The organism is Streptomyces sp. NPDC058683 (assembly GCF_042716195.1).
Lineage (GTDB): Bacteria > Actinomycetota > Actinomycetes > Streptomycetales > Streptomycetaceae > Streptomyces.
Map to the genome: position 1 here is coordinate 1 of NZ_JBHXSK010000115.1, position 6,176 is coordinate 6,176.

5 protein-coding genes are annotated in these 6,176 nt (G+C 72.5%); 3 read left to right on the forward strand and 2 right to left on the reverse strand.

Annotation, left to right across the window (positions count from 1 at the left end):
• The first annotated feature begins 132 nt into the window (after window positions 1-132).
• On the forward strand, window positions 133-480 hold the full coding sequence (locus tag ACFWXC_RS52725; RefSeq protein WP_384491454.1) for a hypothetical protein: 348 nt from the start codon (window positions 133-135) through the stop codon (window positions 478-480).
• A 246-nt stretch (window positions 481-726) separates the two neighbouring features.
• Here the strand turns inward: ACFWXC_RS52725 and ACFWXC_RS52730 are convergent, their stop codons facing one another.
• Entirely contained in the window at window positions 727-1,641 is a 915-nt protein-coding gene (locus ACFWXC_RS52730) for a YceI family protein (RefSeq protein ID WP_384491462.1), read from the reverse strand.
• A gap of 253 nt (window positions 1,642-1,894) precedes the next feature.
• Here ACFWXC_RS52730 and ACFWXC_RS52735 point away from each other — a divergent pair, with 253 nt between their 5' ends.
• Complete coding sequence (locus tag ACFWXC_RS52735; RefSeq protein WP_384491456.1) at window positions 1,895-3,616, forward strand: helix-turn-helix domain-containing protein; 1,722 nt, start codon at window positions 1,895-1,897, stop codon at window positions 3,614-3,616.
• 60 nt (window positions 3,617-3,676) lie between these two features.
• Here ACFWXC_RS52735 and ACFWXC_RS52740 read toward each other — a convergent pair whose 3' ends face one another.
• Window positions 3,677-5,014 (reverse strand): jacalin-like lectin, encoded by a 1,338-nt coding sequence (locus ACFWXC_RS52740; protein ID WP_384491458.1) that lies wholly within the window; start codon window positions 5,012-5,014, stop codon window positions 3,677-3,679.
• Window positions 5,015-5,516: 502 nt separating this feature from the next.
• Between ACFWXC_RS52740 and ACFWXC_RS52745 the strand changes: the two genes are divergently transcribed.
• Window positions 5,517-6,143: a lamin tail domain-containing protein gene (locus tag ACFWXC_RS52745; RefSeq protein WP_384491460.1), complete on the forward strand. Its 627-nt coding sequence runs from the start codon at window positions 5,517-5,519 to the stop codon at window positions 6,141-6,143.
• Window positions 6,144-6,176 lie beyond the last annotated feature (33 nt).

Genomic DNA, 6,176 nt, shown 5'->3' on the forward strand with positions numbered 1-6,176 from the left:
GGCGCCGACGTGGAACGCGCGGTCCTCTCCCGTGCCGTGCTCTGGCACGCCGAGGACCGGGTGATCCGCGACGGCAACCACACCATCGTCTTCGCGTAGGCGGCCGGCTCCGCGACACGCACGATCGACGGAGTGAAACCAGTTCGGCGGATCCGGGCCGGCGTCGCCGACCGGATCGCCGGGGCCGCCGGCACCGGCCGGGTACCCGGCCTCGCCACCATGCCCGTCGGCCTCGCCGCCGCCGTGCCTGTCGGCCTCGCCGCCGTGTCCGTCGGTGACGACCCGGTCGGCGCCGTCCACGTCGCAGTCAAACGGCGTGCCGCCGACGAGGCCGACCCGCGGGACTTCCACCGGCGCCTGCCCGGACACACGGCCCAGGACAAAGTCGCCGCCGTCATCGACGCGCCGGCCCCCGACCCGGACGTCTCCGGGATCCGGCCCTGCCGCAACTGCCGCAACTGCCGCTGCCGGACGCCCTGATCGACCGCATCCCGGTGCTCAAGGACGTCGACGGACTCACCACGGCCAGTGCGGGGCGGCCGGCCCGGGGCGGGCAGCGCCGGCGCGGCCACGGCCCCCAGCAGGGACGGTCGGGAAGCGAACGACGGCTCGGTGTCCGCGCATCCGCACATGTCGGCGGCTCCTTCGCACCCGGTGCGCGGAATGATGCCGGCCGCCGGGTCCGGCTGGGGAGCCCACGGCGCGCAACCTGCGATGGCGTGGTCGTCACTCCGGGGGAGTGGGCGTGTCCGGCGAGCGGTACATCGCCTGGATGTCCAGCTCCAGTTGCACCGTCGGACCCACCACGGCGATGCCACGGGCCAGCATCGACCGCCAGTTGAGGGTGTAGTCCTCGCGGTGCAGCTCCGCCGTGGCGAGCGCGGCGCAGCGCAACTCCTCGCCGTAGCCGCCGTTGACGGTGCCCAGGTACGTGGTGTCCAGCGAGACCGAGCGGCTGACGCCGTGCATCGTGAGGGTGCCGACGAGCGTCCACTTGCTGCCGCCCCGGTAGGCGAAGCGCGTGCTGGCGAAGTCGATGTACGGATACCGCTCGACGTCCAGGAAGTCCCCGGAACGCAGATGGTTGTCGCGGGTGGTGTTCCCGGTGTTGATGCTCGACGCGTCGATACGCACCCGCACGGTCGACCGGCCCATGTCCGGGTCGACGCTGATCGCGCCGTCGAAACGCTCGAAACGACCGTGCACATGAGCCATGCCGACATGCTTGGCGATGAACCGGATCGCGGTGTGCGGCGGATCGAAGACCCAGCCACCGGTCGGCGGCAGCGGCAGCTGCCGGGCCGGCTGCAACCGGATCCGCCCGGGCGCCGGACAGCTGCCGGCGACGATCTCGACCGTCTCCCGGTGCGGATCCAGGCCCTCGGCGACGATCAGCAGGCTGTAGCGCCCGGGCGGCAGTACGGCGATGAAGAAACCGTACGGGTCGGTGGTGCCCCGCGCCGCCACCTGGTGGGTGTCGAGCGCGGTGACCGTGACCTCCGCGCCGCCCAGTGGCTGGTCGACGGGGTCCAGGAGGGTGCGGGCGACGCCGCCCGCGCCGGAGGGGAGGGGCAGGGCGAGTTCCGCCGAACGGGCCGGGGCGTCCTTGGACCACCGGCGCCTGAGCAGCCCGAGGGCCATGCTGTTCACCTTTCGTGTCGCGTGCGTTCCGGGGACGGCAGCGCCGCTGCCCACCATCAGGACGTCGGTGACGACATGGGTGCGCACGGAGAACGCTCCGGTGGGGGAGAGGACGGAAACCGACCGTTCAAGATCATGAAACGGTCCGGGCCGCCATGGGTGTCTCAATCCGAGACACGCGGTGTGCGGCTGACCCCCGCGGGGCACACCGGTCGTTGCCCCTTCAACCGTTCCCGGTACGGTGAGGGGCGCCATGACCACCGCAGAGCATCCCCCCACGGCCGAGCGGCACGCCTCCGCCCGCCCCGCCCTCGGCCAACTGCGCCGGGCCCGCGCCCGCTTCCTCGCCGGCCACCCGCTGCCCGAGGAGGTGCCGGACGAGGTCGCCGCCGCCTGGCGCCGGGCCCGCTTCTTCGGTGTACGGCACGACTCCGCCGAACCCTTCGCCGCGCAGGCCCCGCCGCCGCCCGACCCCGCGCTGCTGGCGGCGGCCCGGCCGGTGCTGGAGCGCCTGCGCACGGTCCTCGACCAGGAGTACGCGGCGCTCGTCCTCACCGACGCCCGCCCGCGGGTGCTGTGGGCCGCGGGACGCGCCCCGCACGACACGCTCCGACCCGACCTCTCCGAGCAGCGGGTCGGCCCCAACAGCGCGGCCCTGGCCCTGCGCACCGGCCACCGCGCCGAGGTGCACGGGCCCGAGCACTTCCTCGACGCCTGGCAGGAGGTGTCCGCGGTGAGCGTCCCGCTGCGGGCCCCCGGCGACGCCAAACCGGTCGGCACGGTCACCGTGGCCTCGGCCCTGTGCGGCGGCTGCGCACCGCACCCGCAGGCGGGGCTGGCCGAGGCGACGGCCGCCGCGGTGGAGGCGGAACTGCGGGCTCACGCCCGGCCGCCGGAGCGGGCCCTGCTGGACGCCTTCCTCGCGGCGTGCGACGGGCAGGACCGGCCGGTGGTGGCGTTCGCCGGCCACAGCCGGCTGGTGAGCGAGGCGGCGGCCCGGCTGCTGTCGACACGGGACATCGAGGACCTCGAACGCACCGTGCACGCGGAACTGCCCCAGGACGGGCCCGGCACCCGGCTCCCGTGCGGCGCCGAGGTGACACCCGTCCGGCACCTGGGAGCGGTCGCCGGTGCCGTCGCCGTACTGGAACCCGCGTACGACCGCGCAGCCACCGTGCCCGCCGGACGGCCGCCGACCACACTGGCCGGGCAGTCGGTACCGTGGCGGCACGCCACCGAACGCGCGGCCGAACTGGCCGCCACCCGCGCCCCGTTGCTGCTCGTCGGCGAACGAGGCACCGGGAAGACCTCCCTGGCCCGAGAGTTGCTCGGCGAGAGCACCCCGCTGGTCGTCGACGCGGCCGCAGGAGATCTGCACCGGACCCTGCCCGCCGAACCCCGCGGCCTGGTGCTGCGCCACGCCGAACGCCTGGCACAGCCGGATGTGGCCGCGATCGTCGCCCTCCTCGAAACCCGGCCCGCCACCCCTCTGTTGGTCACCTACACACCGGGTGCGCCGCCCGGCCCGTGTCTCCAGCGGCTCCTCGACACCCTGGCGGCCCGCTCGGTCACCCTCCCCGCGCTGCGGGAACGCGCCGAGGACATCAGGGAGTTGCTCACCGCCGTGACTCCGGCGCCCGATCCGGGAGAGCCCCCGCTCACCTGGACGCTGGATGCCCGGCGCGCGCTGGAGCGGTACCCGTGGCCCGGCAACGTCACCGAACTCGCCCACGTCGTGCGGTCGCTGGCGCGGCGGCGCCGGGCGACCGGGCCCGTGCGGCGGGCCGAACTGCCCGATCCCGTCCGCGAAGGGCCCGCCGCCCGCCCGCTGAGCCCTATGGAGCACGCCGAGCGCACCGCCATCCTGGAGGCCCTGCGCCGCAACGGCGGCAACAAGGCCCGCACGGCGGCCGCCCTGGGTATCGGCCGCGCGACGCTCTACCGGAAGCTGCGGACGTACGGCTCCCACGCATAGCCGGCCCGCTCCGTACGGCCGGCGAACGTCACGAACGGTTCGCCGGCCGTACGGGCGCGGTCAGCGCTTGGTGTAGATGAAGCCGACCTTGTCGACCTCGTCACCCGAGCGACCGTGGAAGCCGGCGATCTGCCAGCCCGACGGAGCGGTGCGGGTCACGCAGTCCGAGGTCGTCGTACCACCGGTGAGGGTGTTGCCCAGGTTGGTGGTGAACTTGGCGTAGAAGATGCGGGTGGTGTTGTTGTACTTGCCCTCGCACAGGTACGCCGTGGTCACGTACTCGCCGCTGCCCAGCGTCAGCGAGGACGCCGTGCCGCCGGTGCCCCCGTGGGTCAGCGTGGTGCCGTTGCCCAGGGTGATCCCGACCTGGTCGACGCGGGAGCCGGAGCGCAGCGAGATGCCGGTGGCACGGGCGGCGGCCGGGACCTTCGGAAGGTCCTGGTAGTAGTCGCCGTGCGGACCGCCGAACTGGTCGCTGAGCTGGAAGTCCGTGTTCTGCGACCAGGAGAAGCCGACCGTGATCGGGTCGTGGTCGGAGAGCATCAGACCGTCGTCGGTGAGGAACTTGGCGTGCTCGTTGTTGTACGAGGTCGCGTTCAGCGTGACCAGCTTGCTGCTGCGGTACAGGACCTTGTCGACGACCTCGCAGGTGTTGGGCACGGTGGCCCCGGTCTGGTCGCAGACCAGGGCGTCACTGCCCTTGGCCGGCGCGCTGCCGCCGCGGATCAGCTGGACCCAGGCGTCGGTCAGCCCGTTGTTCGAGGCGAACTCCGCGATGGTGTCGGCGGCCCGGGTGTAGCGGGTGTTGGTGTCACCCATGACCACGACGGCGTTCCCGGCCGAGTGGGTGCTGATGAACGACGTCAGCTGGCTGAGGTTGTCGGCCCGGGAGGCCTCGTCGCCGTCGTTCGTACCCGCGTTGGTGTGCAGGTTGTAGAAGTCGACGTAGACGCCCTCGGCGAGCCGCTCGCGCATGAAGGTGAAGCCCTTGGGGGTCAGGCAGTCACCCGAGTCGAGCTGGCAGGAGTTCCAGCCGACACGCTCGAAGTCGTCGCCGTCCCAGGCGTAGTCGGAGACGGTGTTGAGCCCGCTGCCGATACCCGCGCCGCCACTGGTCGCGGTGCGGTAGGGATGAGTGTCCGTCGAGTACAGGTACGCGTGGTAGTTGAAGTCCTCCTGGACGTTGACGATGTCGTACGGCGCGATCCGCCTGCCGATCTCGGGGGTGCTGGTGTCGCGCGGAGTGGGTGCGCTTGACAGGCCTTCCGGAAGTCCGGCGACGTTGTACGTGAGCACACTGAACGTGCCCGAGCCGGCCGCCGCGGCCGGGGCGGCCGTCGCCGTGAGCCCGCCGAGGGCGGCAACCGCGGCCGCCAGGCAGGCAACGAGTCTGCGCATGGGGGTGTCTCCTATGGGGAGGTGTGCGCCGAGAGGGTGTGAGCATGCCAAAAATGCAAGCCAAAACGTAGTGGCAAACGCTTTCCCCGCACCCCTGTCGCGGCCGACCAATCGGGGAATTCCATATGACGACCAGAAGATCATCTTCTGTCGGCGGTCCGATCGGCCGCTGACTGTTACTCACTTTCGGGTGAGTGCGCCCTGTTTGCCGGTGGCCCGTGAGGTCGGAGAGGTGCCGTGGACCCGCTGTTTGCACGGCGGCCGGGTCCCACGATGGTTCAAAGTGGTGCATTCACTTAATAAATGGACATTACAGTCGAGCGTCATGGCCACGCGAAGGATCGGTAACGGGCGTGGTGTGCGCTGCGGATGTCCCGCCGCCCGGTTGCAGGGTGTGGCTGCGCGGCCGCCCGGCCGTCGCCTCGCACCACACACCCCCTCGCCGACCGCGGCTTCGCAGCGCAGGCGTCGGGTGTGCCCGAACCCCGTAAAGGGGGACCTCGTGTCCGTATCCGTCTTCGCGACCGCCCGTCGTCTCGGTTCCGTCACCGCCGTGGCGGCCGTCCTGGTGGGCGCGGTGGCCCTGCCCGCCGCCGCGGCCGCCGCCACGCACCCCGCGAATCCGCCCCGCGACGCGGTCGTCATCAGCGCCGTCCAGCATGACCTGCAAGGGCGCTCGGTCTTCTCCGGCCGTGCCCTGAACCGGGAGTGGGTGGACGTCACCAACACCGCCCGCCGGGACGTGAACCTGAGCGGCTGGACGCTGTCGGACGCCGACGGTCACAGCTACACCTTCCGTCACTACCGGCTGGCCGGCCGTGCCACGGTCCGGGTCCACACCGGGCAGGGCCGGGACACCATGACGGACCTGTACCAGGACCGCCGCCAGTCCGTCTGGAACCGGGGCGCCGACACCGCCACCCTGCGCAACGACCACGGGCGCTATGTCGACTCCGCCTCCTGGGGTCTGCACCACCGCCGGGACGCCGACGATCGGCACGCCCTCGGTGACCGCCGGGACGTCGACGACCGGCACGCCCTCGCCCACCGCCGGGACGCCGATGACCGGCAGGCCCTTGGCCACCGCCGGGACGCCGACGACCGGCACGCCCTCGGTCACCGGCGCTGACGATTCCGACGGCCGCCGCCGGGTCCCGAACCC

Coding starts and splice junctions, on each gene's coding strand:
- ACFWXC_RS52730 (WP_384491462.1), bottom strand. CDS start 1,641: ATGGCCCTCGGGCTGCTCAGGCGCCGGTGGTCCAAGGACGCCCCGGCC.
- ACFWXC_RS52740 (WP_384491458.1), bottom strand. CDS start 5,014: ATGCGCAGACTCGTTGCCTGCCTGGCGGCCGCGGTTGCCGCCCTCGGC.
- ACFWXC_RS52735 (WP_384491456.1), top strand. CDS start 1,895: ATGACCACCGCAGAGCATCCCCCCACGGCCGAGCGGCACGCCTCCGCC.